A 24,192-nucleotide genomic window follows, 5' to 3' on the forward strand; every position below is an offset into this window, starting at 1 on the left:
GCTCAACATAGCCCCCAGCGCGACCCTTTTGGATTGCGCCTGTGCTGGATATGGCTTTAGTTTTTCTATATGCCTGATCTGAATGAAATTCCCCTCAATGCCCTGCGTGCCGCCGAGGCCGTGGCGCGGCTGGGCTCGCTCTCCAAGGCCGGCGCGGCGCTTGGGGTTTCACCCGGCGCGGTGAGCCAGCAGGTGGCGCGGGCGGAGGCGGCGCTGGGGCGGGCACTGTTTGAGCGCAGGCCGGGCGGGATGACACCGCTGGAGGGCACCGAGGAGATCTTTGCCAACCTCGCCGAAGGCTTCGCCCGCCTCACCCGCGCCGCAGAGGCGGCCCGGCGCGACCGGGCGCATGTTCTCACCGTCTCTGTCGCGCCGATCTTTGCGGCCCGCTTCCTGATCTGGCGGCTGGCCGATTTCACCCGCGCCCATCCAGACATTCAGGTGCGGATCGACAGCGCGGTGGGGCTGGTTGATTTTGCCGCCTCGGATATCGACCTCGCGGTGCGGATCGGCCCGGGCGGCTACAAGGGCGTGGCCTGCGAGAGGCTGTTTGATCAGCGAATCGTGCCGGTATGCTCCGCCGATATGGCCGCGCAGGTGCAGAGCGCCGCAGACTTCTCCGCCCTGCCGATCATCCGAGACACCTCCGCCATGTTCGGCTGGAACAACTGGTTGCAGCCCGAAGACGCCGCCGTGGCGCTGGGCGGCGGGCCTGAGTTTTCAGACGCCTCGCTATGCTTTGACGCGGCGATGGCCGGGCAAGGGGTGTTTCTGGCCTTCGAGGTGCTGGCGCATGATCCGCTGGCGCGGGGCCAGGTGGTCGCGCCCCTGCCGCGCTGGCACAAAACCCAGCACGCCTATTGGCTGCTCCACGCCGAGGGGCGCAGCCTGAGCAACCCGGCGCGGTTGTTTCGGCGCTGGCTGAAGGGCGCGATTGCGGCGGAGGGGCTGGGCGGCTGAGCGCCCGGTGGTGGGCAAATTGCCCACCCTACGCAGATTAACGGCCGATGAAGGCGCAGGCGTCGGCGTGGCCGAGATCACAGGCGCGGGTGGCGGCCACGCGGGTGGCGTCTTCGCTCTTCTCAGTGCCAATCCCGTTGGCATGCATCGCAATCAGCGCCACGCAGCCCTTCACGCTGTCCATGTCACAGGCGCGGTTGGCGTAGAAAAACCCGCGCTCGGGATCGGTGGGCAGCACATCGTCATAGGCAAGCGTGTAGCCGACATACCAGCAAGACTCGCCGTGAGGGGCCTGCGCATCGTGGCAACGACCAAGGGCAGACAGCTGTATCATCGCCCGCTTCTGCGCCTCTCCGGCTGGCAAGTCCTGCGACATGAGGGCCTCGCGGCAGGCCTGATAATTGCCATTGGAGTCGCAATCCGCTTCCAATGCGGCCCGATCCTGCGCGGCAACAGGCAGGGTGAGGAGAGCGCAGGCAAGGGCGGCGAAGAGGCGGTGCATGGGCTGTGGTGCCTTTCTGGCTTGGGAGGGCGGGGTGGTGGGCAAATTGCCCACCCTACGCGCGGGCCTCGTCCATCAGGCGGCGCATTTCGTGGATGGCAGGCACGAGGCCTCGAAAGACTGCCTCGCCGATGATGAAGTGGCCGATGTTCAGCTCGCGCAGCTCGGGGAAGGCGGCGATGGGTTGCACGGTGTCATAGGTAAGGCCATGGCCCGCGTGCACCTCCAGCCCGAGGGAATGGGCGAAGGCGGACATCTCGCGCAGGCGCTCCAGCTCCTCGTCGCGCTCCTTCAGCCGCCCCTCGGCGTGGGCGTCGCAATAGGCGCCGGTGTGAAGCTCAACCACCGCCGCACCAATCCGGTGCGCGGCCTCGATCTGGCGTTGATCCGCAGCGATGAAGATCGACACGCGGCACCCTGCATCGGCCAGCGGGGCGATGAAATGGGCGAGCTTGTTCTCTTCACGCGCCACTTCCAGCCCGCCCTCTGTGGTGCGCTCCTCGCGCTTCTCGGGCACGATGCACACCGCATGGGGCTTATGGCGAAGGGCGATGGCCTGCATCTCCTCGGTCGCAGCCATCTCGAAATTCAGCGGCACGGTGAGCGCCTCGGTCAGCGCTTCGATATCGCCATCCGAGATATGTCGGCGGTCTTCGCGCAAATGCGCGGTGATGCCATCGGCCCCGGCCTCCTCGGCCAGCTTGGCGGCGCGGAGCGGATCGGGATAGGCCGAGCCGCGGGCGTTGCGGACGGTAGCGACGTGGTCGATGTTGACGCCGAGGCGGAGTTTTTCAGTCATGCTGCAAGCCCTTTTTTGAGGCGGACCTTAGGGCGGGTTTTGCCGGGTTGGAAGGGGTGCTGCCGTGGGATGGTATGTGGCGCAGTTGAGCCGCCGTGCCAGCCCGATGCGCGCCGGGCAGCGCCGTCCCGCCCCCCGGGGCGGCGCTTCGGTTGCGTTGGCACCATTCTGCAAGGTGAGATGACCACCGCGCCATAAAGTGCCCCAAACCAACGTTGCCTGCGCCACCCCGCAGGACGGCGCACCCCGGCTTTGGTTAGGAAGGCTGAAAGCGCCCTGCCCTACTCGCCCGCCACGTCGCTTTCCTGCTTCTTCCGCTTGGCGGCGATCTCTTGCAGCTTGGCCTTCAGCTGGCCCTTGCGGCGTTGCTGGTAGGCGGTGAGGACGGGCACGGAAACATAATAGCAGATCGTGGCGCAGATCACGCCGGGCACGATGCCGCCGATGAGATAGGGCAAGAACACATCATCGAAGAAGCCCGCCAGCTTGCCCCAATGGGCCTTGTCGGGCGTGAAGATCGAGATGAAGTTGTTCCACAGGTCCGACATGGCACCCGAAAACGCCTTCATCAGCCCATGGCTGTCATCCGGCCTCGGGCCGCGCCCGAAGACGGGGCGGGTGCCCAGCATCGCGTGGCCCAGATTGAGCGAGAGGGCCGCGATGATCGGAAAGGTGATCGGGTTGCCAAAGAACGTGCCGAGGATGGCGGCGAGGATATTGCCGCGCATGACCTTGGCAACGAGGAAGGCCGAAAGAAAGTGCAGCCCGTAGAACGGGGTGAAGCTCACGAGAACCCCGGCCCAGATGCCACGGGCAATGCGGTTGGGAGCGTCGGGCAGGCGGCGTAGCCTGTGGCGCACATATTGCGCCGCACGATACCAGCCGCCGCGCGGGTAGAAGAACTCGAGCACGATTCGTGCCCAGCTTCGCCTGTCCCTGCGCCTGAATACCAAGCCTCTTCCCCTGCTCTGCGGCCCCGCCCCGGGGGCCGCTGGTTCATGGTTTGCGGTCCGTGTTCTTCACTCTCGCGATCTCGGCCACATCACTATCGGCCTCAAGCGCGGTCTGCACCATGTGCAGGTGCTCCACGTCACGCAAGTCCACATCTATCAAGAGACGATAAAAATCCTGTTTCCGGTCGATAAAGTGCAGATCGGATATATTCGCCTTCTGCTCCCCGATCAGGGTGCAGATGCGCCCGAGGATGCCCGCATCGTTGGAGATGGTCAGCTCGACGGTCACGGTGTTGACGGCACCGTGCTGGCCGGAGTGCCATTGGAGGTCAACCCAGCGGTCAGGCTCGTCGTCAAACTCCACCAGCACCGGGCAGTCGATGGCATGCACGATCACACCCTTGCCGCGATAGGTGATGCCAACAATCCGCTCGCCCGGCACCGGCTGGCAGCATTGGGCGCGGGTGGAGATCTGGCCTTCGGGTAGGCCCACAACCGAGCGGGCCTCATCCACCACCTCGCCGCGATGGGCTTCGGCAAGGTCGGGATAGAGCGTGCTCACCACGTCACGCGCGGTCAGCTCGGCCGATCCGAGGCGCGCCAGCAGCTCTTCATGGTCTACCAGCCCAAGCGTTCGGGCCGCCGTGGTCAGCGCCTTTTCCGTGGCCTTCTTGCCGACATGCTCAAAGGCCACGCGGGCCAGTTCGCGCCCGAGCTTGATAAAGCGCTCGCGGTCTTCTTCGCGGAGGGAGCGGCGGATGGCACTCTTGGCCCGGCCCGTCACCACGATATCCAGCCATGTCGGCTGCGGCCTCTGGCCCTCGGCGGTGATGATCTCCACCTGCTGGCCGTTCTTCAGCCGTGTCCAGAGCGGCACGCGCAGCCCGTCAATCTTGGCCCCCACGCAGCTGTCGCCAATGCGGGTGTGAATGCCATAGGCATAGTCGATCGGGGTCGCCCCGCGGGGCAGCTTGATCACATCGCCCTTGGGGGTGAAGCAGAACACCTGGTCCTGATACATCTCCAGCTTCACATGCTCGAGAAACTCGTCGTGGTCTTCCACGTCGAGCCTGTCAGTCAGCGAGCGGATCCATTGCGCCGGGTCGACGGCAAAGCGGTTTTCGGCGCGCACCCCGTCTCGGTAGCTCCAATGCGCGGCCACGCCAGCCTCGGCCACATCATGCATCTCGCGGGTGCGGATTTGCACCTCAACCAGCTTGCCGTCGCGGCCCGTCACAGTGGTGTGGATCGAGCGGTAGCCGTTGTTCTTGGGGGCCGAGATGTAATCCTTGAAGCGCCCGGGCACCGCCGTCCAGCGGGCGTGAATCGCGCCAAGCACGCGGTAACAATCCTCTTCGGAGTCGAGGATCACCCGGAAGCCATAGATATCGGCCAGCCGCGAAAAGCTCTTTTGCTTTTCCTGCATCTTCCGCCAGACGGAGAAGGGCTTCTTGGCGCGGCCCAGCACCTCGCCCTTTATGGCCGACTTCTTCAGCACCTTCTGAATGTCGCGGGTGATGCTGTCGATCACATCGCCGCTCTCACGTTGCAGCATGATGAAACGGCGGATGATCGAGTTGCGGGCCTCGGGGTTCAGCACTTTGAAGGCGAGGTCTTCCAACTCCTCGCGCATCCACTGCATCCCCATGCGCCCGGCGAGCGGCGCGAAGATATCCATCGTCTCGCGCGCCTTCTGCGCCTGCTTCTCGGGGCGCTGAAACTTGATGGTGCGCATGTTGTGCAGCCGGTCCGCCAGCTTGACGAGCAGCACGCGCGGGTCGCGGCTGACGGCCATGATGAGCTTGCGGAAGTTCTCGGCCTGCTTGGTCTCGGTGCTGGAAAGCTGGAGATTGGTCAGCTTGGTGACGCCATCCACCAGCTCGGCCACTTCGGCCCCGAACTGGCGCGACACATCGGAGTAGCTGGCCATCGTGTCTTCGATGGTGTCATGCAGCAGCGCGGTGATGATCGTGTCATCATCCAACATCTGCCGCGCCAACAGCTCGGCCACAGCGACGGGGTGGGTAAAATAGGGCTCGCCCGACTGGCGCAGCTGGCCGTCATGCATCTTTTCGCCATAGGCAAAGGCCTCGGCGATCCGCTTGGCGTCACAGTTCGGGTTGTAGGAAGAAACGAGGGCGACGAGACCGTCGGAGTCCATGCCTGTCGCCCTTGGTTTGAGGTTACTTCTGTTCCTGCGCTTCCATCAGGGCGCGGAGGAGCTTCTCTTCCGACATGTCGTCGTCGGCGGGCTTGTCCTGCTCGGCACCCATCAGCAGCGCCATTGCATCATCCTCGGGCTCATCAACCTCAATCTGGGTCTGATAGCTCTCGATCATGCGCTCGCGCAGATCATCGGCCTGCTGGGTCTCCTCGGCAATCTCGCGCAGCGAGACAACCGGGTTCTTGTCGTTGTCGCGCTCGATGGTGATGCTGCCACCTGCGGCAATCTCACGAGCCCGGTGCGCGGCGAGCATGACAAGCTCGAAGCGGTTGGGGACTTTATCGACGCAATCTTCAACGGTGACGCGGGCCATGGATATCTCCTGCAGGGAGGGTTGGGCAGTGAAGGCCGCTACTTAACGGGGCTATGGGGCGATGGCAAGGGGGCGGGGGCCGGTTTTGAAGGAGCAGGCCCCGGTTTTGCAGGGCATTGCGGCACTATGACAGGGGTTTGATCTCATCGCGTGCCTTTTGCGGCAGCGCCGCCGCCATTTGCGCCACCGAAAGGCCGGTGACGGGGTGTGTCCAATCCGGGGCAATGTCCAACAAGGGCACCAGCACAAAGGCGCGCTCGGCCAACCGGGGATGCGGCAGGATCAGCTCTTGCGGGGTTTCTCGCGCAGCGCTGACGGCAGAAAGCCCCGCCCAGCGCCGCCATGTGGGCCGGTCGGGGCGCACCGCATCACCCCAGCCGATCAGGTCGAGGTCCAGCGTGCGCGGGCCCCAGCGCTTGTTGCGCACCCGCCCGTGCGCCGCCTCGACGGCGTGCAGATGCGCCAGAACCGCCTCGGGAGACATCGTGGTTTCAGCCAAGACAGCGGTATTCACAAAATCCGGACCTGCCCCCTGCGGAAATGCAGGGGTCTCAAAGAGGCGGCTTTTTGCCACTATCGCAAACGAATCGTGATTGAGGGCGGAAAGCGCCGACAGGATCGTTACATTTGGGTGACCCGCCGGTGACGTTGCGTTTGACCCGGCGGCAATAAGAGCATTTGTGACTGTCATATGACACTAGGAGGGTTGCGACCGACTTTATTTACACTATTTTCCGCTACGGTCTCGGGAAAACTCCACTCTTTCCCCTCCCACCACCACCACACACGGGGAGTTCCGGGCCCATATACAGAAAGGGTATTTGATGTTCTACCGTGATGAGCGCCTCGCTCTGTTTATTGATGGTTCAAATTTATACGCCGCCGCCAAGGCCCTGGGCTTTGACATCGACTACAAGCTCCTCCGTCAGGAATTCATGCGCCGTGGCAAGCTGCTGCGCGCCTTCTACTACACCGCGCTGCTGGAGAACGACGAGTATTCGCCGATCCGCCCGCTGGTGGACTGGCTGCACTACAACGGCTTCTCGATGGTGACCAAGGCCGCCAAGGAATACGTTGATAGTCAGGGTCGCCGGAAGGTGAAGGGCAACATGGACATCGAGCTGACTGTCGATGCGATGGAGCTGGCTCCCCATGTCGATCACATCGTGCTGTTCTCCGGCGATGGCGATTTCCGCCCGCTGGTTGAATCACTGCAACGCCAGGGCGTGCGCGTGTCGGTCGTGAGCACGATCCGCAGCCAGCCGCCGATGATCGCCGATGAACTGCGCCGTCAGGCCGACAACTTCATCGAGCTGGACGAGCTGAAAGACGTGATCGGCCGCCCCCCGCGCGAGCCGCGCCCCGAGCCTGCGGGCGCCGAGGAGCTGACCGCCCGCGATTGACCCCGGCGGTGGGCAAATTGCCCACCCTACGGTTCAAGGCCCGCCCGTTGTGGCGGGCCTTTTCAGTTTTGAGAGGCCTCGAACTGCGCGTTCATGCCGTTATGCGCCTCGATCAGCTCGGACGGCCATGTGCTTTTTATGAAGGCGAGCGTGGCGAGAATCTCTTCATCGCTCAGCACGCCCTCAAAGCCCATCATGTTGCTCCGGTAGCCCTGCCCCACCACAGCCTCGGTGCCGAACTTGGTGATCGCAAAGAGCATGGCATCAGGGTGGTGCCACGTGTGGCCGCTCTCATCATGCGGCGGCGCGGGCATCATGCCATCGGCATCTCGCTCCCGCCAATTGGGCACCTGCCCCTCCAGCGCCGCGCCGTGGCAGGCGGCGCAATTGTCGGCGTAGAGCGTTTTGCCGAGGGCGAGGGCTTCAGGATCGTCATAGGGCAGCAAGCCTGCCGTGCTTTCAGCCTGTCCGGGCCAAGCAAGCCAGAGGGCTGCGGCCGTGACGGTGGCAACGAGGGTGATGAGGGGGGCTTTCATGGCGGCAAATCTCCTTCTTGCGGAAGGGTCTGCCACCTTCCAGCAGGGGGAAGGCAAGCCCCGTGCCGATCACGCCCGCGTCAATCGGCAGCGCTTTACCTCGCCCGCGTCGCGCACTACCTCTAGCAGCATGAGCAAACCGCCTCTCACCCTCCTCCTCGCCGCTCCGCGCGGCTTTTGCGCCGGCGTCGACCGGGCGATCAAAATCGTCGAGATGGCGCTGGAGAAATGGGGCGCGCCTGTCTACGTGCGCCACGAGATCGTGCACAACAAATACGTGGTGGACGGGCTGCGCGAGAAGGGCGCGGTGTTTGTTGAAGAGCTGGAGGAATGCCCGGACGACCGCCCGGTGATCTTCTCGGCCCACGGGGTGCCCAAGGCGGTGCCCGCCGAGGCCGCCAAGCGCGAGTTGGTCTTTGTCGATGCCACCTGCCCGCTGGTGAGCAAGGTGCATATCGAGGCCGAGCGCCATGCCGAGAACGGCTTGCAGATGGTGATGATCGGCCATGCGGGCCACCCCGAAACCATTGGCACCATGGGCCAGCTCCCCGAGGGCGAGGTGCTGCTGGTTGAGGTGCCCGAGGACGTGGCGAGCCTTGAGGTGCGCGACCCGGAGAAGCTGGCGTTTGTCACCCAAACCACGCTTTCAGTGGATGACACCGCCGAGATCGTCGCCGCGCTGAAGGCCCGCTTTCCGGCCATCGTCGGGCCGCATAAGGAAGACATCTGCTATGCCACCACCAACCGGCAAGAGGCAGTAAAGGCCATCGCCCCCCGCGCCGACGCGCTGCTGGTGGTGGGCGCGCCAAACTCCTCCAACTCGCGGCGGCTGGTCGAGGTGGCGAGCCGGGCGGGCTCCGGCTATGCCCAGCTTGTGCAGCGGGCGAGTGACATCGACTGGCGGGCACTGGAGGGCATCGGCTCTGTCGGCGTCACCGCCGGTGCCTCTGCCCCCGAAGTGCTGATCGAAGAGGTGATCGACGCCTTCCGCAGCCGTTACAATGTGACGGTCGAGATGGTAGAAACCGCGCAGGAGCGCGTCGAGTTCAAGGTGCCCCGCGTCCTGCGCGAACCGGCCTGAGATTTTCCCTTTTCTGGCCGCCAAGGCTGGGGCACTCTCGCTACGATGCAACGCGCCCTCTGTCTGATTTTCGCTCTGCTTGCCGCCCCCTCCGCCCGGGCCGAAGGCCCGCCGCCCGTGGTGGTGGAATACGGCTATGACAACGGCTCGCTGCCACCGCCCTACCGCGAGGAATTCCGCGCCGAGATCCGGGCCGATGGCACTGCGGTGCTGACCGCCTGCCGGGGGTATGACCCGGAGGGCTGCGTGCAGCGCGAGGCTCGCGTGCGCCGGAGCAAGCTGCGGGCCATTCGCCGGGTGGCCGAACGTTCTGGCCTTGCGCAACGCCCAGCCGCGCTAAACCCGGAGCCGCCCATTGGCGGCGGGCTGCGCTGGGGCAAGCTGGTGTGGAGCAAGCAGGAGGTGACCCTCCCCGCCCTGCCCGCCAAGGCAGATGCCGCGCGAGTCAAGGCGGTGCTGGACGCGATCCATGCCGCCCTCCCCAAAGCAGCCCTTGCAGAGGTCAACGCGGCGGCAGACAGGCTGGCCGAGGGCGAGTAACGCCCCTCTGTTCAGGCTTCCCTTACGGCACACGCTGGGGCAGTGTTGGGCATGACTCGTATTTTGCTTACCCTTTGCCTCCTGCTGCTCGCGCCCGTTCCCGCCCTCGCCGAGCCGCCCGCGCTCGTTGCCAGATACCTGCATGAAAACACCCGATCGACCGAGCCCGGCTTCAAGGGCTTCTACTTTGAGGTCTACTCGGATTCGAGCGTGATGCTCATGGCCTGCCGAGGGCCGGAGGAGGAAGATTGCGTGACACGCTATGCCAAGGCAGACCGGGAGAAGGCTTATGCCATCGACACCGCGGTTGAGCGCAGCGGCTTTGCCGAGCGGCCCCCGCGTGCGTTACCTGCGCCCGAGCGCTACGGCGAGGCGCGGAGCGGTTGGGTTTGGGGCGTTGGCGTAAACGGGCTGAAGCTGCCGCCCTTCGTCAGCCCCGCCGATGCCGCCCGGATGAAGCCGGTTTACGACGCAATACGCGCCGCCGTGCCGATCCGTGATTACCGCCGCGTGAACCGTGACGCCGACAAGCTGCTGAAACGAAAGTAAATTCCATGAGCTTCGCCTTCCTCCTCACCACCTTTCTCGTCTGCCTCGCGCCCGGCATCGGTGTTGTCTACACCCTGTCGATGACGCTGGGCGGCGGCTGGCGAGCGGGGGGCTTGGCGGTGATCGGCTGCACGCTTGCCACCGTGGTGCACCTCGCCGCCGCGATGGCCGGGCTGGCCGCCGTGCTGCATAGCTCGGCACTGCTGTTTCAGGCGATCAAATGGGCCGGGGTGGCCTATCTGCTGTGGATGGCTTGGGGCACGCTCAAGGGCACAGGCACGCTGGACGTGAAGCCCGAAACGCCCGGCGCGGCGCTACGCATCGTGCGGCGGGGCATCACGCTGAACATTCTGAACCCGAAGATCCCGATCTTCTTCATGGCCTTCCTGCCGCAGTTCATCACCCCCGGCGCCGATGCCACAGCGCAGCTTGTGGGCCTTGGCCTCGCCTTCGTCGCCATGACCTTCGCCGTCTTCGCGCTTTATGCGGCGCTTGCAGGCACCATGCGCGCCCGGGTGCTGGCTTCCGAGCGCGCAATGGCCTGGCTGCGCCGTGCCTTTGCCGCAAGCTTTGCCGCCCTCGGGCTCCGCCTGGCCTTCGAGCGGGCATGAAGCCGGAAGACACCCTCGCCGTCTATGACGCGCGGGTGGAGGATTACGTGGCGATGGGCGCGGCTCTGAAGGAGCGGCCCGACCTTGATGCCTTCATGGCGCGGCTGCCCGAGGAGGCGCATGTGCTGGACCTCGGCTGCGGCCCCGGCTTTTCGGCGGCGCTGATGGTGGCGCGGGGCTTTGCCGTCGATGCGGTGGATGGATCTGCCGGAATGGTGGCGCGAGCCTCGGCTCAACCCGGCGTGCAGGCGCGGCAAGCCCGCTTTGAGGAGATCAGCGGGGCGGAAGTGTATGATGGGGTGTGGGCAAATTTCTCGCTGTTGCACGCCCCGCGAGGCGAGTTGCCGGGGCATCTTGCCCGGCTGCACCGCGCCCTGAAGCCCGGCGGCTGGCTGCATCTGGGGATGAAGCTGGGCGAGGGTGAGGGTCCGGACAGCATCGGGCGGTTCTACAGCTATTACAGCGAGGACGAGCTGGAGCACTTGCTGGCGGACGCGGGCTTTGAGATCGCCGGGCGGCGGGTGTCGCGGGGCAAGGGGCTTTCGGGCGATGCATCGGAGTTTATCGTGCTGCTCGCGCAGGCTATTCCCGTTGCCGCGACAACGGGTTAGGCTCTCCGGCATGGACAAGCTGACCACCGCCGCCCGCGCCTTTGCCGCCAAGACCATGGGCCATGCGATCGTGTTTTTCGCGTGGCTGGTCACCGCCGTGCGCGGCATCTGGGAAGGCTGCGAGCCGGTGCCGGTGCAGCGCGTTTACTTCGCCAATCACACCTCCAACGGAGATTTCGTGCTGATCTGGACGGCCCTGCCCTCGCGCCTGCGCCGCCGCACCCGCGCGGTGGCGGCGGCGGACTACTGGCTGACGAATGGCTGGCGCAGCTTCATCGGGCGTGACGTGTTCAACACCGTTCTGATCTATCGCGGCGAAGAGGGGCGCGATGTGAACCCGATGGACAAGATCATGGAGGCGGTGGACGCGGGCGACAGCCTCATCATCTTCCCCGAAGGCAAGCGCAACATGGACCCGGACGTGCCCCTGCTGCCGCTGAAATCGGGCATCTACAACATCTCGTCGCAGCGCGAAGAGGTTGAGATGGTGCCGGTCTGGATCGAAAACCTCAACCGCGTGCTGCCCAAGGGCAAGCTGGTTCCGGTGCCGCTGCTCTGCACCGTCAGCTTTGGCGCGCCGATCCGGGTGCGGGCCGGGGAGAGCCGGGAAGAGTTCCTGGAGCGGGCAAGCGCGGCGATGCTGGCGCTGAAACCCGCCGCCGGGCCGCAAATAACATCGGGCGAAGCGCCGGAGGGCAGCGCATGAGTGCCGCCAGCGCCGATCTGCTGAAGCTGCTGTTCGCCACGCTCGGCGTGCTGGTGGTGGCCACCTTCATAGGCCGGGTGCTGCGCGAGCGGGTTGCGCCGGATCGCTCCAACTCGGGCATCGAAAACCTGAACGCGCGGATTGACGCGTGGTGGGGCATGGCCGCCCTGCTCGGCCTCGCCTTTCTGGCCGGAAAGGCCGGGGTGATCGTGCTCTTCGCGCTGATCTCCTTTGCCGCGCTGCGCGAGGTGCTGACCCTGACCACCAAGCGCGCCGCCGACCATTGGGCGCTGTTCGGCGCGTTCTTCGTGGTGCTGCCGGTGCAATTCTGGCTCGTGTGGGACGAGTGGTATGGCTTCTACTCGATCTTCGTGCCGGTCTACGCCTTCCTGCTGCTGCCGGTCGTCGCGGTGCTGCATGGTGACACCCGCGACGTGTTCATCCGCATCGCAGAAACCCAATGGGCGCTGATGATCTGCGTCTATTGCGTCAGCCACGTGCCCGCCCTGTTGACGCTGCGGATCGAGGGCTTCGAAGGGCGCGAGGTGCTGCTGATCGCTTGGCTGGTGATCGTGGTGCAAATCTCGGATGTGCTGCAATACACTTGGGGCAAGCTGGTGGGGCGCACCAAAGTGGCACCCACCGTCTCGCCCTCCAAGACATGGGAAGGGCTGGTGGGCGGCGTGGTTTCGGCCTCGCTGATCGGCACCGCGCTCTACTGGATCACCCCGTTCAGCCCGTGGCAGGCGCTGGGCATGGCGCTGGCCGTCACGCTCATGGGCTTCTTTGGCGGGCTCGTGCTGTCTGCGGTGAAGCGCGACCGAGGGGTGAAGGACTGGGGCCACCTGATCGCAGGGCATGGCGGCTTCATCGACCGGATGGATTCGGTGGTCTTTGCCGCGCCGATCTTCTTTCATCTGGTGCGCTACTACTGGTCGGTGGTCTGATGCGGCTGGCGGATTCGTCATTGGCCCATACCGCCGCAGGGGCCGCGCTGATGGGCGGCTGGGCGTTTTATGCCAACAGCGGCCACCCGATGCCCGCGCCGCTGGTGGCCGCGCTGGTGCAGGGCGCGATGACGGCGGCCATCACCTATGGGCTGAAGCGGGTGCAGGAGGCGCTGGTGCCACGTCTGCCGGGGGTGGCCGGGCTGGTGGGGCCGCCGCTGGTGTGCTGCGCAATCTCCTTCGTGCTGCTCTTCACCATCCACAGCCTCGCCGGCACGCCCGAGGTGCTGGCCACGCTGGCCGTGCCCACCACCGTCGCGACGCTCTATGCCATGCTCTACACCTACAGGCTCTGGTCCCGTGGCTGAGCGCCGCCCCATCGCCGCCCGCTCGGCGGGCTGGGCGCAGGCCGCGGCACGGCGGCTGGCGGCGAGCCGTGTGACGCCCAACCAGATTTCCGCCAGCTCCATGCTCTTTGCCGCGCTGGCCTTCGCCTGCTTCTGGCTCAGCCTCCCCGCCGGGCCGCTCATCGCAGCCCAACTGCTCTTCGCAGCCGCGCTGTTCTGCCAACTCCGCCTCGTGGCCAACCTGCTCGACGGGATGGTGGCGCTGGAGGGCGGCAAGGGCGGGCCGACGGGGCCGTTCTGGAACGAGGCACCCGACCGGGTGGCGGATGTGCTCATTCTGGCCGGGCTGGGGCTGGCCTGCGGGCTGCCCTGGCTTGGCTGCCTTGCGGGGGCCTTCGCGGTGGGCACAGCCTATATCCGCGAGCTGGGCCGGGCCGAAGGGCTGGCGGCCGACTTTTGCGGGCCAATGGCCAAGCCGCACCGGATGGCGGCGGTGACGGCGGGCTGCGTGGCGGGCGCCGTGGAGGTTTTGATCTGGGGATCGGGCTGGGCGCTCTTCGCCGTGCTCTGGCTCGTCGCCCTCGGCACCGCATTCACCGCCCTGCGCCGGGCAATCCGCATGATCCGGGCCTTGTCTCTGCCGCGCGAGCCGGGCACATAGCGCCCATGCCAGACCTTTATGCCTATACCGACGGAGCCTGCTCCGGAAATCCCGGCCCCGGTGGCTGGGGCGTGCTGCTGCAAGCCAAGGAGGGCGACGCGGTGGTGAAGGAGCGCGAGCTCTCGGGCGGAGAGGCGCAGACCACCAACAACCGGATGGAGTTGATGGCCGCCATTTCGGCGCTGGAATCGCTCTCGCGCGATACCGAGATCACCGTGGTGACAGACTCGGCCTATGTGAAGAACGGCGTCACCGGATGGGTGCATGGCTGGAAGCGCAATGGCTGGAAGACCGCCTCGAAGAAGCCGGTGAAAAACGTGGAACTCTGGCAGCGGCTCGATGAGGCCAATCGGCGGCATCGGGTAACGTGGCAATGGGTCAAAGGCCACGCCGGGCACCCCGAAAACGAGCGCGCTGATGAACTCGCGCGCGCCGGGATGAAGCCGTTCAAATAGGCGGTCTTGGCTGGCCGCAAGCAGGCCTGCCCGCGCACCCTTACAGAGTTTGACAGCGTTATGGGATGGCTGCCGCAGCACCGTGAACAGGCGGTGCGGCGCCCTGCAAGATGGCACCCTGTCGAGAGCGCCCCTTCAGGCCGCTCCCGCACCCGGAACATCCGCGCCATGACACCCCGAAAGACGCATTGCTGCGGGACGATGGCATAGTGTCAGACGGACGAGCGGGCGGCGCACAATAGGCGCCGCCCTTTAGGCGTTAGCCCGCAACCTGTTCGCGCAGCACCGAGGCGGTGAGCGAGATCATCAGGTAGATCCCGGCAAAGATCAGCAGCGCGAGGGCGGTGTTTTCGAAGGCACGCGGATAGGTGGCCTCGTCGGGCGCAATCGGCGCAACGCCGAGCGAAAGATAACGCACCTGCCGATTGGCCTCGATCCGGGCAGTCTCAAGCTGGGCGGCGGCTTGCTGGAGCAGCAACTGCCGGGTGGCCAGATCGGCCTCGGCAATGCGCAGCTCACCGGTGATGCGGGCCAGTGACGCGCCGGTATCGGTCGTCTGGGTCATCGAGGAGCGCAACTCTGCAACAAGCGCCTTGAGCCGTGAGATATCGCCTTCCAGCGCCCGGACGCGGGCCTGATTGGGGCGGGTGTTGGAGAGTTGCTGCTGAAGGTCGAGCTCCTTCTGGCGCAGCTCCAGCTCAAACTGGGTGATCTGGCTCATCAGCGAGCCGGATTCGCTCACCGGGTCGAGCACGCCAAGCTGCTCTTGCAGTTCGAGCACCCGTTTTTGCGCGGCAAGCACCTTCGCCTCGGCCTCGTCGAAACTTTCACGCGCGCCCTTCATCTGGTCTTCCCGCAGGCGCTGGGTGAGCTGGTCAATCTGCTCTTCGGCGTATCCCAGAAGCGCCTCAGAGAACTCCTGGCTCTTTTCGGGGCTGGCGGCGATGACCTCCATCTTGAGGATGCCCTCGGACGGGTCGTAGCCGATTTTCACGTTGCGCTGATACAGCCGATAGGCGGCCTCGTCGGTTGCGCCGCTTTCCAGCCTCTGGATCGGGTCGATGAACGGCTGCTCGAAGTGGATCTTGAAGCCATGCTCGGCGTCCAGCCGCTTCATCGCGGCGCGGGAGGAAAGGTAGCTTTGCACCGTCGTGCTGTCTTGCTGGGTGGCAAGAGTGGTGCCCTGGAACAGCCCGCCAAGGCCTGCAGCGGCGCCGGATTCGGCCTGTTGAATCAGGAACTCGGACTTGGTGGCATAGAGCGGCGTGGCCAGCACGTAGTAATACCAGCCCGCGATGAAGGCAGGCAGCAGCACAAAGAAAGCCAGCCGGGTGAAGAGCAGCAAGGATTTGCGGCGGCGGCGGCGGGTGATGTCTTGCTGGATGCGGCCAATCTCGTTGGCGCGCTGCTCGGCAGTGTTGAGCGCGGGGCCGGGCACCGGCGCGTCCTGCGGCACGGCCACGGAGGTGCCGGGGCCCTGCTGGCGTGCGACCTGCGGCAGATTGGGGGTGGCCCCACCGCCGTTGCCGTTGCCCTGGCCTTGGGCCTTGGCGTTGTTCTGCACCAGCTCCAGCATGGCGGAGCGCTGAAACGGATCAATGCCCCGGTCGCGCAGCTGTTTGACCGCGTCGAAATCGGAGGTCGGGGCCAGCCCGTGCTTTTGCGCCACCCGGCGGGCCATGCGCAACTGGCGCCCGGTCAGCCCCTCCTTGCGGATGTCGGCAATGGTCTGTTCGCTCTGGGCGGATTGGGCAGAGGCAACCTCGCCGCTCTGGGCAGGCGTCTGGCCCGCCTTGCCCTTTTTGGCGGCGGCAGCGGTTGGCATCATGTCGGGGCCAAAGCCATCGTCATGCATCTCGGGCGAGGCGGCCTCCATCATGGCCACGTCTTCATCCTTCGCCTTGCCGGGCTCGCGCAGGGTGACATCTTCGGCCTTGGCACCCTTCGCCTGCTCCTGCTGCGCCTGAGGCGCGGGCGCGGTAGCGGCCACGGGCTTTTCCTCCACCGGTGGCGGGGCAACCTTGCGCGCCGTCGCGCCCTCAGTGGCCGCCATGGCCTGGCCGGGAGTCAACGGGCCGTCACGCCGGATGCGGAATTTGCTAGCCTTGGGCTTGGTAGTCATAGAGCCTCTTTGCTTCTTCCAGCGTTTCAAACATGTGGAACTGCCCATCCCGCAGCACCGCAGCCGAGCGGCAGAACTTTTCAAGCGTGCCGGGCTGGTGGGAGACGATGATAACAGTGGTATCCTTCAGCCGCTCCCGCAGGATCGACCCCGCACGGCGGTTAAACTCAACATCCGTTGTCGAGGGCATGCCCTCGTCGATCAGATACATATCAAAATCGAGCGCCAGCATCAGCGCAAAGCAAAAGCGCGCGCGCATCCCCTGGCTGTAGGTGCCGACCGGCATGTCAAAATATTCTTCGATCCCGCAGAGCCAGCGCCCGAAGGCCTCCACATAATCGGGATCAAGCCCGTAGAGCCGGGCGATATAGCGGGCGTTCTCGGTGCCGGTGTGCCGGTTGACGACGCCCCCCATGAACCCGAGCGGAAAGGAGATGCGGCAGCCCCGGCGAATCTCGCCCTCATCGGGTTTTTCCAGCCCCGCCATCATGTTGATCAGCGTGGTCTTGCCGGTGCCGTTGGGGGCGAGGATGCCAAGCGAATTGCCCAATTCGACACGAAAAGACACGCGATCAAGGATCACCTTGCGCTGCTTCCCGGTCCAGAAGGACTTGCTGACGTTGGAGAATTCCAGCATCCGTTGCCTTTGCCACTGCTCGTTTCTACACCTTAGCCGGTGTTTGGTTAATACATCGGTATAGGTTTGCAGTTAGGCAGCAATATGTCGCCCCTAACGTCAGGTTTTCAACGACCCTGCGGCAGATTATGACGCAACTGTGGCGCAGCGGGAGGCAAACCGGCGAATCCGGCGGCACTTACGCCACCTTTGAAACAACCGTCAGCCTATCCGGCAAGGCAGGCAGCCCGGCAGGCGCGCTGCCGGGCCTTTGCCGCCCTCAGCCTTCCTGCTTTTCCACCCGCGTCAGCTTGCCCGCGAGCAGCGACAGCACCGCTGCACCAAAGCTGAAGAGTGCGCCCATCTTGGCGGCGTCCTGCACCGGCCCGCCGGGGAAGGCGACGGAGGCCACGAAGAGCGACACGGTAAAGCCGATGGCCGCAACGAAGCCGATCACCACAAGGTCGATCGAGCGCATGCCCGCAGGCAGCCCCAGCTTCATCGGATAGGCGGCGATCCAGCCCATCAGGAAAATCCCCACCGGCTTGCCGATGATCAGACCCGCCAGCACCAGCCACGTGGCCTCGCCAATGGCATTGAACTCCACGCCCGCGTTCAGCAGGCCGAAGAAGAACAGGATCACCTCCACCGGGTGCTTCAGCATGTGCTCGGCCTTGTTGAGCAGGTCCGAAAGATACTGCTCGGCCTCCGAAAAGATACCAAAGGCACGGTCGGCGTGGGGCAGCGTAGGCACGATCGGCAGCAGGCCGAGGGCCGGGTGAATGCCCGCCTCCTGAAAGCCATACCAGCTGACGCAGCCCGCAAGCAGATAGGGCCAAACACTGAGGGTCGAGGCCATCCAGGTGGATTTGGGCCGGTCCTGATTGCCCGCGTCGAGCTTGCGGGGCAGCCAGTTGCACAGGATGAAAACCGCCACGGCAGCGGCCAGCGAAAGCAGCAGCCACTCCGGGGCCAGCTCGCCCGAGGGGTAGAAGATGGCAAGGATGATGAGGCCCGCCGCATCATCTGCAATCGCGAGCAGCAGCAGGAAGCGCACCGCCGGGTGGCCCGCGCCAAACACCATGCGCCCCACAAGGTAGGAAAACGCAATGTCCGTCGCCGTCGGGATCGCCCAGCCGTTGGCCACGGCGCTATAGGTCTCGGAACCAAGAAAATAAGCGATACCGAGGTAAACCGAGATCGGCCCAACCATGCCGCCCACGGTGGCGATCAGCGGCGTGGCCGCCTTCTTGCCGCGCAAGCTCCCGTTTTCGAGGATCACCGCCTCCCAAACTTCCTTGGCCGCGATGGCAAAGAAGAAGGCCATGAGCACATCATTGACGAGGTAGTGCAGCGTCAGCGTGCGGTGGCCATCGTGCATATGGCCGATGGGCGCGTGATCCCAGATCACGAATTCCACGAAGTGGTGGTAGCTGTCGGCGTTAATATTGGCCCAGATCAGAGCGATGATCGCGCCCGCAATGAGCAAGAGCGAATAGTTCGTGACGAAATTCCAGACGCGATACATGCCTCACCCCTCTGCCGCAGCGTTTCCCCCAGATACGCAAATCGGAAAGGAGGGGCAACCGGGCGGGCAGGCGCTCATCTGTGCGCTGCCGCGCATGGCAGGCTCAGGGCCGGGCGCGGCACGGCAACGCCATGCCCCTTTGCCTCAGGCGAAGGCGCCCCAGGCCATCCCCGCCAACACCGCGCCAACGAAGGCAAAGCCAAGGTAGGCCGCAAAGACCCGGGGCTTCACCAGCGCCCAGACGGCCACGGCGGCGGGGATGCAGGAGACGCCCCCGGCAATGACGAAGGCCATCGCCGCGCCTTGGCTCATGCCCTGCGCCAGCAGCGCGTCGATCAGGGGCACGGCGGCATACCCGTTGAGGTAAGCCGGTGCCCCCACAAGCGCGCCCAGCAGGATCGGCCCCAGCCCCTCGCCGCCCAGCACCGCCCCGATCATCTCGGCGGGCACATAGGTGAGCATCAGGCTCTCCAGCAGATAGGCCAGCAGCAGCCATTTGAAGAGAAACAGGCCATTTTCCAGCGCCGTTTCACGGAAGGTCTCGCGGCGCGGGGCTTCGTTCCAAAACCGCCAGACGGGCTTGCCCTCGAACGGCTTGTCGCTGCCGCAGCAAGAGCCGCAGGTCTTCTTCGGGCGGAGCGGGTCGGCAAAGACGGGGGATTTGGCGAAGGCCATCGTCAGGTAGCCCCCCATCAAGCCCAAGCCAACGGCGGCGAGCGTCTTGGCCAAGGCAAATTCCAGCCCCAGCGTGCCCGCGGTGATCGAAAACATCGCCGGGTCCATCAACGGCGAGGCCAGCCAAAAGGCCATGACCGCGCCAAGCGGCGCACCCACGGCGAGCAAGGCGGCGATGAAGGGGATCACCTCACAGGAGCAGAACGGCGACAACCCGCCGAGCAGGGCCGCCATCACGATCATCCGGCTCTGGTTGCCCTCAAAGGCGCGGGCCAGCAGGCTTTCGGCCCCGGTGGCCTTGAGCCACGCGACGGCGAGAACGGCAAAAAGGATGAAGGGCGCGGTATGCAGCAGGGCATTCAGCGCAAATTGCACCGTTGGCAGCACCTGCGGCGTATCAAACAGCGCCACAGCCAGCACAATCAGCAGAGAGGCCAGCCACGCCTTGGGTGTGCGCTTCCAAAGGGCCCCGAGCGAGGGGCGGGGCGATTGGGTGAGGTCAGCCATGAGAATGGTCTCCATCGGGCGCATCGGCGCAGCATTCGGCAAGGAGGAAATCGGTGAGGGCGCGGACTTCGGAGTAGGCAACGGCGGCGCATATGATGCTGCGGCCCTGCTTTTCCTGCCGCACGAGCCCTGCGGCGGTGAGGATCTTCATGTGGTGGGTCAGCGTGGAGCCGGTAACGCCGGTACGCTCGCCCAGCTCGCCAATGCGCAGCCCACCCGGCCCGGCCCGCACAAGGCTGCGCAGCACGGCAAGGCGCTGCTCGGAGCCAAGCGCCGCGAAGGTGGAGGCGGCGGTGGCGAGGGAGAGATCATCTGTGTGAGTCGTTTTCATGATTCTAGAAATATCGAACGGACTCACGCGGCGCAAGGTATTTCGATAACCATCGAAACATGGGCGAGGACGCCTCGAAGGGCGAACGAGCCAGCCCGGGTGGGCTCATCCAGCCCCTTCAGGCCTCTCTTCGCCCCCGCTACACTGCACCCCATGGCCCTCCCCGACGACATCCGCGCCTGCCGCCTCTGCGCCCCCCGCTTTGCTGCCACCGCCACGCGCCATGCCCCGCGCCCGGTGCCGTGGTTTGCCCCCGGTGCCCGCATCCTCATCGTCGGGCAGGCCCCGGGGATGCGCGTGCATGAAACCGGCCTGCCCTTCAACGATCGCTCCGGCGACCGGCTGCGCGACTGGCTGGGCCTCGACCGCGACACCTTTTATGACACCGCCCGCGTTGCCATCCTGCCGATGGCCTTCTGCTTTCCCGGCTACAACGCCAAGGGCAGCGACCTGCCCCCGCCCGCCATCTGCGCCGACACATGGCGCGACGCCGCGCTCGAACACATCGGCCCGGCCCCGCTCACCCTGCTGATCGGCGGCTACGCGCAGGGCTGGCACCTTGGCCGCGCGGCAAAGCGCGCGGGCGTCACCCGCACCGTTGCCGCCTGGCGCGACCATGCGCCCGACCGCTTCCCCTTGCCCCACCCGTCATGGCGCAATACGGGGTGGCTGAAGGCAAACCCATGGTTCAGCGCCGAGCTTCTTCCGGCGCTGCGCGACAGGGTGAAGGAGGTACTATGACCACGCTCGACGAGGCCCACGCGGCCATGGAAGCCGGCGGAGAGGCCGAGCGGCTGGCCTTTTACGCCCGGCTCGCCGACAGCCAGATCTTCCTGCTGCTGGAAGCCGAGCCGGAAGGCGAGGTGATCACCCCGCGCGCGGTGGAGACCGGCGAGGGCGAGATCCTGCTGGCCTTCGACAGCGAAGAGCGGCTGGTCGGCTTCACCCAGGGCGAGGCCGCCTTTGCTGCCATGTCCGGGCGCGGGCTGGTGGCCATGATGGCGGGCCAGAACCTCGGACTGGGGCTAAACCTTGAGGCCCCCTCGGCCATGGTCTTGCCCGCCGCCGCGATCGACTGGCTGGCCGAGACGCTGGGCCACGGGCCGGAGGCCGCCGAGGAGATCCCGGTGGAGGTGAACGCCCCCGCCCTGCCCCGCGCGCTGCTGATGGCGCTGGACGCCAAGCTGGCCACCGGCGCTGGCTTGGCAAAAGCCGCGCTGCTGGTGCGCGCCAGCTATCGCTCCGGCGCAGAGGGGCACTTGCTGGCCTTCATCGACGCCCGCGAGGGCGCAGAGCACGCGCTGGCGGGCGCGGCGAACGAGGCGCTCAAGTTCTCCGGGCTGGAAAGCGAAGCGCTGGACGTGGCCTTTCTGGAGGACGGCTCGCCTCTGGCACAGGCGATGGCGCGGCACGGCATGCGGTTTGATCTGCCGGAGCCTGAGCAGCGTGAGCCATGGGTGCCAGAACCACCGGGCTCAAACCCCGACAAGCCGCCGAAGCTGCGATAGCTAGGTGGCTCTGCCCCGGCCTCAGCCCCACCATCGCGAGGTCGAAAACGCCTCGAAGGGCGGATGAGACGGACCGGTCAGAGCCGGGTCAGCACGCAGGCCGGCAGCACGCGCGCGTAGTCCTCCAATCGGCACAACTCGGTCCCTGCCGTCATCACGGCAGCCGAGGCCGCCGCCATCCCAGCCTGAAGCGCCTCTTCCGGCGCTTTGCCCGAGGCCAACGCAAGGGTGAACCCGCCAACAAAGCTGTCGCCTGCGCCAACCTTGCTCGCCACCGGCACATCAGCTCCGGCGGCGTGCCATGCGCTCCCGTCGGCGCAGGCCATAACCGACCCGGCCGCCCCCATCGCCACGATCACCTGAGGCGTCGTTTTCGCCAGCGCCGCCGCAAAGGCCCGCACCTCTGCCACATCTGCCAGCAGCGTGCCGGACAAGATCCGCGCCTCCTCGTGATCCATCCGCAAAACATCGGCCCCGCCCTCTCGCGCCAGCCGGCTCAGGGGCTCGCCCGATGTATCCGCGATAAGTGTCGCACCGGCAGCGCCCACCGCATCCGCGAGCGGCTTCAGCCAATCCGGCCCCATGCCCGGCGGCAGCGAGCCGGAGAGGACGACAAGCGCGCCGGGCTCAACCGCCGCTTTCACCGCGTCGAGAACCCCCGCGCAGTCAGTCTCTGACCACGCCGCGCTGGCCAGCGAAAACCGAAACTGATTGCCGGTCTCTTCGCAGGTCACGGCGAGGCTCTGGCGAGTGTCGCCCGGCGCTTCGACGCGCAGCACATCCAGCCCGCGCGCGATCAGCGCGGCCTCCAGCGTGGCCCCCGTCGCCCCGCCCAGCGCGACGAGACAGCGCGAAGCGCCGCCAAGCTGGTGCACCGCCCGGCTCACATTCACACCACCACCGCCCGGCTCCACCGTGGCTGGGCCGCAGCGCAGCTTCACGCCCGGGCGCACCAAAGCCGTCCCCGCCGAGAGGTCCAGCGCCGGGTTGGGGGTGAGGGTCAGGATCGGGCGCATCGGCCTAAGACGGGTCGCGCCAGCGGTTGACGATGGGGTAGCGCCGGTCAAGCCAGAAGGCGGCCTTGGTCAGCCGTGCGCCCGGCGCAGACTGAAAGCGCTTGTATTCGCTCAGGAAAATCAGGCGCTCGATCTTGCGCACCACCTCATCGGCAAAGCCCTCGGCCACCACTTCGGCCACGGAGGCCTCTTCATCCACCAGCATTTCTAGAATGCGGTCGAGATCCTCGTAAGGCGGCAGGCTGTCTTCGTCCTTCTGGTCTTCGCGCAGCTCGGCAGATGGCGGCTTGTCGATCACCCGGGGCGGAATCACCTCGCCCTCGGGCGCCAGCATCCACGCCCGGTGGTTGGCGTTGCGCCAGCGGCAGGTTTCAAACACCCGGGTTTTGTAGAGGTCTTTCAACGGGTTATACCCGCCCGCCATGTCGCCATAAATCGTGGCATAGCCCACGGCGACCTCGCTCTTGTTGCCGGTGGTCAGGAGCATCTCGCCAAACTTGTTGCTCAAGGCCATCAACAGCAGCCCGCGCAACCGGCTCTGGATGTTCTCCTCCGTCAGCCCCGGCTCGGTGCCCTCAAAGAGCGGCGCCAACGCCTCCGTCACCGCCGCCCGCGGGCCGCTGATCGGCACAAAGTCGTAGCGGCAGCCCAGCTTCTCGGCAACCGCCTTGGCATCCTCCAGCGAATGCTCCGAGGTATATTCCGAAGGCAGCATCACGCAGCGCACATTCTCCGGCCCCAGCGCATCGGCGGCAATCGCCGCCACCAGTGCCGAGTCGACCCCGCCCGAAAGCCCCAGCAGCGCCTGTTTGAAGCCGGTCTTGGCAAAATAGTCGCGCACCGACTGCACCATGCAGCGATAGTCCTGCTCCCATTCACCCGGCAGCGCGGCCTTTTCGCCCTCCACGGCGCGCCAGCCGTCCGGGGTGCGCTCAAGGTCCAGCTGCGCCACCGCCTCATCGAAGACCGGCATCTGCAAGGCCAGCGCCCCGCCCGGGTTCAGCACGAAGGAGCCGCCGTCGAACACCTGGTCATCCTGCCCGCCCACCATGTTGAGGTAAATCAGCGGCAGGCCGGTTTCGACCACGCGCTGTACCATCAGGTTCTGCCGGGTCTCCATCTTGCCGCGATAGTAGGGCGAGCCATTGGGCACGAGCAGAAACTCCGCGCCGGTCTCGGCCAGCGTCTCGGCCACATCCTCGTGCCACGCGTCCTCGCAGATGGGCGAGCCGATGCGGGTGTTGCCCACCGCATAGGGTCCGCCAAGCGGGCCGGCATCATAGATGCGCACCTCGTCAAATACCGTCTCATTGGGCAGGTGGTGCTTGAGCACCCGGGTCATCACCTTGCCGTCCTTGAGGATGAAATAGGCGTTGAACAGCTTGCCATCCTCGGGCCAAGGGCCGCCAATGGCGATGGCCGGGCCATCGGCACAGTCACGCGCCAGCGCCTCCACATGGGCCACCGCATCGGCGGCAAAGGCGGGGCGATCCACGAGGTCTTGCGCGTTGTAGCCGCAGATGAACATCTCGGTGAAGGCCACCAGATCGGCCCCGGCGGCCTTGCCCTTGGCCCAGACCTCGCGGGCCTTTGCCGCGTTGCCCGCCATATCCCCCAGAACCGGGTTCAACTGTGCCAATGTTATCCGAAACCTGTCGGCCATGCCTGCGCCTCTCCTTGATGCGATCCGA

The 24,192-nt window shown here is 65.8% G+C and carries 28 protein-coding genes; 14 read left to right on the top strand and 14 right to left on the bottom strand.

Annotation, left to right across the window (positions count from 1 at the left end):
- The first annotated feature begins 69 nt into the window (after window positions 1-69).
- A complete protein-coding gene (locus tag FHY55_RS18355) occupies window positions 70-960 on the top strand; it encodes a LysR substrate-binding domain-containing protein (RefSeq protein ID WP_140015567.1) in 891 nt (296 codons plus the stop codon).
- Between the two features lie 37 nt (window positions 961-997).
- On the opposite strand, the gene FHY55_RS18360 is transcribed toward FHY55_RS18355, so the two are convergent.
- The 6 genes from FHY55_RS18360 to folK all read right to left on the bottom strand — a co-directional run bounded on the left by FHY55_RS18360 (window position 998) and on the right by folK (window position 6,442).
- Window positions 998-1,462 carry a hypothetical protein gene (locus tag FHY55_RS18360; RefSeq protein ID WP_140015568.1) on the bottom strand — a complete coding sequence of 155 codons (465 nt, stop codon included), beginning with the start codon at window positions 1,460-1,462 and terminating at the stop codon, window positions 998-1,000.
- Between the two features lie 55 nt (window positions 1,463-1,517).
- Complete coding sequence (locus FHY55_RS18365) at window positions 1,518-2,261, bottom strand: pyridoxine 5'-phosphate synthase (RefSeq protein ID WP_140015569.1); 744 nt, start codon at window positions 2,259-2,261, stop codon at window positions 1,518-1,520.
- 281 nt (window positions 2,262-2,542) lie between these two features.
- Complete coding sequence (locus FHY55_RS18370) at window positions 2,543-3,172, bottom strand: DUF2062 domain-containing protein (RefSeq protein WP_371706980.1); 630 nt, start codon at window positions 3,170-3,172, stop codon at window positions 2,543-2,545.
- Between the two features lie 85 nt (window positions 3,173-3,257).
- The gene (locus tag FHY55_RS18375) at window positions 3,258-5,375 is read right to left on the bottom strand and encodes a bifunctional (p)ppGpp synthetase/guanosine-3',5'-bis(diphosphate) 3'-pyrophosphohydrolase (RefSeq protein ID WP_140015571.1); all 2,118 of its coding nucleotides are present in this window, start codon (window positions 5,373-5,375) and stop codon (window positions 3,258-3,260) included.
- A gap of 22 nt (window positions 5,376-5,397) precedes the next feature.
- Window positions 5,398-5,751 carry a DNA-directed RNA polymerase subunit omega gene (rpoZ, locus tag FHY55_RS18380; RefSeq protein WP_140015572.1) on the bottom strand — a complete coding sequence of 118 codons (354 nt, stop codon included), beginning with the start codon at window positions 5,749-5,751 and terminating at the stop codon, window positions 5,398-5,400.
- A 124-nt stretch (window positions 5,752-5,875) separates the two neighbouring features.
- Window positions 5,876-6,442 (bottom strand): 2-amino-4-hydroxy-6-hydroxymethyldihydropteridine diphosphokinase, encoded by a 567-nt coding sequence (gene folK / locus FHY55_RS18385; RefSeq protein ID WP_140015573.1) that lies wholly within the window; start codon window positions 6,440-6,442, stop codon window positions 5,876-5,878.
- A 133-nt stretch (window positions 6,443-6,575) separates the two neighbouring features.
- Between folK and FHY55_RS18390 the strand changes: the two genes are divergently transcribed.
- Window positions 6,576-7,154 carry an NYN domain-containing protein gene (locus FHY55_RS18390; protein ID WP_140015574.1) on the top strand — a complete coding sequence of 193 codons (579 nt, stop codon included), beginning with the start codon at window positions 6,576-6,578 and terminating at the stop codon, window positions 7,152-7,154.
- Window positions 7,155-7,216: 62 nt separating this feature from the next.
- Here the strand turns inward: FHY55_RS18390 and FHY55_RS18395 are convergent, their stop codons facing one another.
- The gene (locus FHY55_RS18395; RefSeq protein ID WP_140015575.1) at window positions 7,217-7,690 is read right to left on the bottom strand and encodes a cytochrome c; all 474 of its coding nucleotides are present in this window, start codon (window positions 7,688-7,690) and stop codon (window positions 7,217-7,219) included.
- 130 nt (window positions 7,691-7,820) lie between these two features.
- On the opposite strand from FHY55_RS18395, the gene ispH reads away from it, so the two are divergent.
- From ispH to rnhA, 10 genes are read left to right on the top strand one after another with little or no spacing between them, the layout of a single operon-like run.
- Window positions 7,821-8,771 carry a 4-hydroxy-3-methylbut-2-enyl diphosphate reductase gene (ispH, locus tag FHY55_RS18400; protein ID WP_140015576.1) on the top strand — a complete coding sequence of 317 codons (951 nt, stop codon included), beginning with the start codon at window positions 7,821-7,823 and terminating at the stop codon, window positions 8,769-8,771.
- 45 nt (window positions 8,772-8,816) lie between these two features.
- Window positions 8,817-9,311, top strand: a complete 495-nt coding sequence (locus FHY55_RS18405; protein ID WP_140015577.1) for a hypothetical protein — start codon at window positions 8,817-8,819, stop codon at window positions 9,309-9,311.
- A gap of 51 nt (window positions 9,312-9,362) precedes the next feature.
- Window positions 9,363-9,860: a hypothetical protein gene (locus FHY55_RS18410; protein ID WP_140015578.1), complete on the top strand. Its 498-nt coding sequence runs from the start codon at window positions 9,363-9,365 to the stop codon at window positions 9,858-9,860.
- Window positions 9,861-9,865: 5 nt separating this feature from the next.
- Entirely contained in the window at window positions 9,866-10,471 is a 606-nt protein-coding gene (locus tag FHY55_RS18415) for a LysE family translocator (protein WP_140015579.1), read from the top strand.
- On the top strand, window positions 10,468-11,082 hold the full coding sequence (locus FHY55_RS18420; protein ID WP_140015580.1) for a class I SAM-dependent methyltransferase: 615 nt from the start codon (window positions 10,468-10,470) through the stop codon (window positions 11,080-11,082). The genes FHY55_RS18415 and FHY55_RS18420 overlap by 4 nt, the downstream gene beginning before the upstream one ends.
- A 10-nt stretch (window positions 11,083-11,092) precedes the next feature.
- Window positions 11,093-11,788, top strand: a complete 696-nt coding sequence (locus tag FHY55_RS18425) for a 1-acyl-sn-glycerol-3-phosphate acyltransferase (protein WP_140015581.1) — start codon at window positions 11,093-11,095, stop codon at window positions 11,786-11,788.
- Window positions 11,785-12,735 (top strand): phosphatidate cytidylyltransferase, encoded by a 951-nt coding sequence (locus FHY55_RS18430; RefSeq protein WP_140015582.1) that lies wholly within the window; start codon window positions 11,785-11,787, stop codon window positions 12,733-12,735. Before FHY55_RS18425 ends, FHY55_RS18430 begins: the two co-directional genes overlap by 4 nt.
- Complete coding sequence (locus FHY55_RS18435) at window positions 12,735-13,103, top strand: hypothetical protein (protein WP_210410509.1); 369 nt, start codon at window positions 12,735-12,737, stop codon at window positions 13,101-13,103. The genes FHY55_RS18430 and FHY55_RS18435 overlap by 1 nt, the downstream gene beginning before the upstream one ends.
- Window positions 13,096-13,743: a CDP-alcohol phosphatidyltransferase family protein gene (locus FHY55_RS18440; protein ID WP_254695367.1), complete on the top strand. Its 648-nt coding sequence runs from the start codon at window positions 13,096-13,098 to the stop codon at window positions 13,741-13,743. The genes FHY55_RS18435 and FHY55_RS18440 overlap by 8 nt, the downstream gene beginning before the upstream one ends.
- Window positions 13,744-13,748: 5 nt before the next feature.
- Window positions 13,749-14,198, top strand: coding sequence for a ribonuclease HI (gene rnhA, locus FHY55_RS18445; protein WP_140015584.1), 450 nt, complete (start codon window positions 13,749-13,751; stop codon window positions 14,196-14,198).
- Between the two features lie 259 nt (window positions 14,199-14,457).
- Here rnhA and FHY55_RS18450 read toward each other — a convergent pair whose 3' ends face one another.
- The 5 genes from FHY55_RS18450 to FHY55_RS18470 form a co-directional block, all read right to left on the bottom strand.
- Window positions 14,458-16,251 carry a capsule biosynthesis protein gene (locus tag FHY55_RS18450; RefSeq protein WP_371706986.1) on the bottom strand — a complete coding sequence of 598 codons (1,794 nt, stop codon included), beginning with the start codon at window positions 16,249-16,251 and terminating at the stop codon, window positions 14,458-14,460.
- Between the two features lie 46 nt (window positions 16,252-16,297).
- Window positions 16,298-16,957: an ABC transporter ATP-binding protein gene (locus tag FHY55_RS18455; RefSeq protein WP_140015586.1), complete on the bottom strand. Its 660-nt coding sequence runs from the start codon at window positions 16,955-16,957 to the stop codon at window positions 16,298-16,300.
- 259 nt (window positions 16,958-17,216) lie between these two features.
- A complete protein-coding gene (locus FHY55_RS18460) occupies window positions 17,217-18,464 on the bottom strand; it encodes a Na+/H+ antiporter NhaA (RefSeq protein ID WP_140015587.1) in 1,248 nt (415 codons plus the stop codon).
- A 144-nt stretch (window positions 18,465-18,608) separates the two neighbouring features.
- Window positions 18,609-19,646 carry a permease gene (locus FHY55_RS18465; protein WP_140016190.1) on the bottom strand — a complete coding sequence of 346 codons (1,038 nt, stop codon included), beginning with the start codon at window positions 19,644-19,646 and terminating at the stop codon, window positions 18,609-18,611.
- Window positions 19,639-19,977, bottom strand: a complete 339-nt coding sequence (locus tag FHY55_RS18470; protein WP_140015588.1) for a helix-turn-helix transcriptional regulator — start codon at window positions 19,975-19,977, stop codon at window positions 19,639-19,641. The genes FHY55_RS18465 and FHY55_RS18470 overlap by 8 nt, the downstream gene beginning before the upstream one ends.
- Before the next feature lie 153 nt (window positions 19,978-20,130).
- Between FHY55_RS18470 and FHY55_RS18475 the strand changes: the two genes are divergently transcribed.
- Together FHY55_RS18475 and FHY55_RS18480 are read left to right on the top strand one after the other, a co-directional pair.
- Window positions 20,131-20,718: a uracil-DNA glycosylase family protein gene (locus FHY55_RS18475; RefSeq protein ID WP_140015589.1), complete on the top strand. Its 588-nt coding sequence runs from the start codon at window positions 20,131-20,133 to the stop codon at window positions 20,716-20,718.
- On the top strand, window positions 20,715-21,485 hold the full coding sequence (locus FHY55_RS18480) for an SseB family protein (RefSeq protein WP_140015590.1): 771 nt from the start codon (window positions 20,715-20,717) through the stop codon (window positions 21,483-21,485). The genes FHY55_RS18475 and FHY55_RS18480 overlap by 4 nt, the downstream gene beginning before the upstream one ends.
- Window positions 21,486-21,562: 77 nt before the next feature.
- Here the strand turns inward: FHY55_RS18480 and FHY55_RS18485 are convergent, their stop codons facing one another.
- Complete coding sequence (locus tag FHY55_RS18485; RefSeq protein ID WP_140015591.1) at window positions 21,563-22,501, bottom strand: 1-phosphofructokinase family hexose kinase; 939 nt, start codon at window positions 22,499-22,501, stop codon at window positions 21,563-21,565.
- A gap of 4 nt (window positions 22,502-22,505) precedes the next feature.
- Window positions 22,506-24,164: an NAD+ synthase gene (locus FHY55_RS18490; RefSeq protein ID WP_140015592.1), complete on the bottom strand. Its 1,659-nt coding sequence runs from the start codon at window positions 24,162-24,164 to the stop codon at window positions 22,506-22,508.
- Between the last annotated feature and the right edge of the window lie 28 nt (window positions 24,165-24,192).

Origin of the sequence: Oceanicola sp. D3 (genome assembly GCF_006351965.1) — a bacterium.
Taxonomy (GTDB): domain Bacteria; phylum Pseudomonadota; class Alphaproteobacteria; order Rhodobacterales; family Rhodobacteraceae; genus Vannielia.

What these genes read in the sequence shown, in the direction of transcription:
- FHY55_RS18355 (WP_140015567.1), top strand. Translation starts at nt 70, where the DNA reads ATGCCTGATCTGAATGAAATTCCCCTCAATGCCCTGCGTGCCGCCGAG.
- FHY55_RS18360 (WP_140015568.1), bottom strand. Translation starts at nt 1,462, where the DNA reads ATGCACCGCCTCTTCGCCGCCCTTGCCTGCGCTCTCCTCACCCTGCCT.
- FHY55_RS18365 (WP_140015569.1), bottom strand. Translation starts at nt 2,261, where the DNA reads ATGACTGAAAAACTCCGCCTCGGCGTCAACATCGACCACGTCGCTACC.
- FHY55_RS18375 (WP_140015571.1), bottom strand. Translation starts at nt 5,375, where the DNA reads ATGGACTCCGACGGTCTCGTCGCCCTCGTTTCTTCCTACAACCCGAAC.
- rpoZ (WP_140015572.1), bottom strand. Translation starts at nt 5,751, where the DNA reads ATGGCCCGCGTCACCGTTGAAGATTGCGTCGATAAAGTCCCCAACCGC.
- folK (WP_140015573.1), bottom strand. Translation starts at nt 6,442, where the DNA reads ATGACAGTCACAAATGCTCTTATTGCCGCCGGGTCAAACGCAACGTCA.
- FHY55_RS18390 (WP_140015574.1), top strand. Translation starts at nt 6,576, where the DNA reads ATGTTCTACCGTGATGAGCGCCTCGCTCTGTTTATTGATGGTTCAAAT.
- FHY55_RS18395 (WP_140015575.1), bottom strand. Translation starts at nt 7,690, where the DNA reads ATGAAAGCCCCCCTCATCACCCTCGTTGCCACCGTCACGGCCGCAGCC.
- ispH (WP_140015576.1), top strand. Translation starts at nt 7,821, where the DNA reads ATGAGCAAACCGCCTCTCACCCTCCTCCTCGCCGCTCCGCGCGGCTTT.
- FHY55_RS18405 (WP_140015577.1), top strand. Translation starts at nt 8,817, where the DNA reads ATGCAACGCGCCCTCTGTCTGATTTTCGCTCTGCTTGCCGCCCCCTCC.
- FHY55_RS18410 (WP_140015578.1), top strand. Translation starts at nt 9,363, where the DNA reads ATGACTCGTATTTTGCTTACCCTTTGCCTCCTGCTGCTCGCGCCCGTT.
- FHY55_RS18415 (WP_140015579.1), top strand. Translation starts at nt 9,866, where the DNA reads ATGAGCTTCGCCTTCCTCCTCACCACCTTTCTCGTCTGCCTCGCGCCC.
- FHY55_RS18420 (WP_140015580.1), top strand. Translation starts at nt 10,468, where the DNA reads ATGAAGCCGGAAGACACCCTCGCCGTCTATGACGCGCGGGTGGAGGAT.
- FHY55_RS18425 (WP_140015581.1), top strand. Translation starts at nt 11,093, where the DNA reads ATGGACAAGCTGACCACCGCCGCCCGCGCCTTTGCCGCCAAGACCATG.
- FHY55_RS18430 (WP_140015582.1), top strand. Translation starts at nt 11,785, where the DNA reads ATGAGTGCCGCCAGCGCCGATCTGCTGAAGCTGCTGTTCGCCACGCTC.
- FHY55_RS18435 (WP_210410509.1), top strand. Translation starts at nt 12,735, where the DNA reads ATGCGGCTGGCGGATTCGTCATTGGCCCATACCGCCGCAGGGGCCGCG.
- rnhA (WP_140015584.1), top strand. Translation starts at nt 13,749, where the DNA reads ATGCCAGACCTTTATGCCTATACCGACGGAGCCTGCTCCGGAAATCCC.
- FHY55_RS18450 (WP_371706986.1), bottom strand. Translation starts at nt 16,251, where the DNA reads ATGGCGGCCACTGAGGGCGCGACGGCGCGCAAGGTTGCCCCGCCACCG.
- FHY55_RS18455 (WP_140015586.1), bottom strand. Translation starts at nt 16,957, where the DNA reads ATGCTGGAATTCTCCAACGTCAGCAAGTCCTTCTGGACCGGGAAGCAG.
- FHY55_RS18460 (WP_140015587.1), bottom strand. Translation starts at nt 18,464, where the DNA reads ATGTATCGCGTCTGGAATTTCGTCACGAACTATTCGCTCTTGCTCATT.
- FHY55_RS18465 (WP_140016190.1), bottom strand. Translation starts at nt 19,646, where the DNA reads ATGGCTGACCTCACCCAATCGCCCCGCCCCTCGCTCGGGGCCCTTTGG.
- FHY55_RS18470 (WP_140015588.1), bottom strand. Translation starts at nt 19,977, where the DNA reads ATGAAAACGACTCACACAGATGATCTCTCCCTCGCCACCGCCGCCTCC.
- FHY55_RS18475 (WP_140015589.1), top strand. Translation starts at nt 20,131, where the DNA reads ATGGCCCTCCCCGACGACATCCGCGCCTGCCGCCTCTGCGCCCCCCGC.
- FHY55_RS18480 (WP_140015590.1), top strand. Translation starts at nt 20,715, where the DNA reads ATGACCACGCTCGACGAGGCCCACGCGGCCATGGAAGCCGGCGGAGAG.
- FHY55_RS18485 (WP_140015591.1), bottom strand. Translation starts at nt 22,501, where the DNA reads ATGCGCCCGATCCTGACCCTCACCCCCAACCCGGCGCTGGACCTCTCG.
- FHY55_RS18490 (WP_140015592.1), bottom strand. Translation starts at nt 24,164, where the DNA reads ATGGCCGACAGGTTTCGGATAACATTGGCACAGTTGAACCCGGTTCTG.